2 protein-coding genes and 1 pseudogene are annotated in these 1403 nt (G+C 52.9%); all 3 read right to left on the bottom strand.

Translation table 11 applies throughout. The annotated features are described in order from the left end of the window. Positions 1 to 62: 62 nt before the first annotated feature. Entirely contained in the window at positions 63 to 389 is a 327-nt protein-coding gene (locus U9980_RS19085; RefSeq protein WP_322769169.1) for a hypothetical protein, read from the bottom strand. Positions 390 to 425: 36 nt separating this feature from the next. Continuing rightward, on the bottom strand, positions 426 to 767 hold the full coding sequence (locus tag U9980_RS19080) for a hypothetical protein (RefSeq protein ID WP_322769168.1): 342 nt from the start codon (positions 765 to 767) through the stop codon (positions 426 to 428). Then, a pseudogene (locus tag U9980_RS19075) lies at positions 764 to 1403 on the bottom strand (hypothetical protein); the annotation flags it as partial. The gene U9980_RS19080 and the pseudogene U9980_RS19075, both read right to left, overlap by 4 nt.

Raw genomic sequence — 1403 nt, 5'->3', positions numbered from 1 at the left:
AGCCCGCTATCTGTTACATGTTCGAACTATCTCGTCCCCGCGAACCGTCAAAATCTATGTATTCAGTAGCTCCGCAGAAAATTCATGCCGACGATATTTTCGATCGAATTTTTGATCAGTTCTGGATCTCCAATTGTGATCAGTACCTCGAATATCAAGATCAGATCCTTGTGGCCTGGCTCTTGGTACCGCTTATCTTCCTCACTCTCTTCCGGGTCATCCATATTTTGATCGAGTCGAGCCTCGAATCCGGTTCCATCAAGGGAGTAGTACTCGCCCAAGTAGCTACTGCTGCGGGCCTGCGGTTTTGTTCCCAGCGCGTCGCCGAGCTCCTCGGCCAGCTTGTCGATATCCGTCCGAGGGGAGCCGTAGAGGAGTATCTCGTTCATCATTTTGGAAAAACAATGGAAGGAGATCTACACAAATTAGTCATAATTTGCTGATGTCTTTTTCAAAAGCTCCATTCCTGTAACTTTGCGAACCGTTCCATCGAATTCTTCTGCCTCCATGTCGATGGCCACTTGAAATAGTAACGAAATATCCTTTCTGTCGGGTAGATGGTACCCATCGTCATCCTCCTCATCCGCAAAATCGGCGTATTTGTTTGGCTTGAGGCTGCCTCGGATGTGATCCGAATCGAATTCGTAGTAGAAACCTATGTAGCTACTCTCACGCGCTTCTGGCTCAATCTTGAGGGCATCGGCGAATTCGGCGGCGAGATTTTCGATGTCGGATCGCTGCGTTCCGTAGAGGTAGTACGTAGTCACGACTTCGGTAGCACGATCGAAGGTGCCTTGTTCTGGGCTGTCGCGACATCTTTATAAATCATAAAGTTTACTTTCCTTCCGGCGATTTCGGACATCTCATATCGTAGATCAAACAGATTCAACGCCCGCAGATATTCCTCTTCCGCGCGGTTGAGAGGGCCGGTTCGAGTCCCTCGACCGCGAAGACTCATACCTAGGTCACGTGCCCGTTCGAGTAGCGACGGGTCGGCTACGGCGACGTCGAAGTCGCTTCGTCTACCCAAGTCAAATGGTATCCGATCTCTGAAGCTGATGCCGGTTACCGAGCTTCCTTGCATGATGCCTTGTGCCTTCGGGTATCCGGCCTGTTGTAAACCTTCATGGAGTGAATCGGAGAACCGGCGGAACTCCTCCTGATCGGCGAAGCCGAGTGGGATGCCGTTTCGGATTTGATGTTGCGATCCAAGAGTCGATCGACGTGCGTTTCTTGCCGTGTTGTGGGCGTTGCCGAGGGGTTCTCCGGCGGCCATGATTATATGCCCGTCGGGGGTCACGGCGGCCTGGTGGGGGAGCAGGCTCTTGACCAGGGTGGTGGTGTAGGCGCGGGCTCCGCGCAGGTTTGTGGTGATGGTGCCCAGGTGGGTGCGGGTGGCGGTG

The organism is Protofrankia sp. Cr1, from assembly GCF_963555865.1.
Taxonomy (GTDB): Bacteria; Actinomycetota; Actinomycetes; order Frankiales; family Frankiaceae; genus Protofrankia.
Note: the sequence above shows the minus strand (reverse complement) of the source record. Positions and strands in the feature narration are given on the sequence as shown.

Excerpts from the sequence above, each read along its gene's own strand:
- U9980_RS19085 (WP_322769169.1), bottom strand. The coding sequence starts at position 389 with ATGAACGAGATACTCCTCTACGGCTCCCCTCGGACGGATATCGACAAG.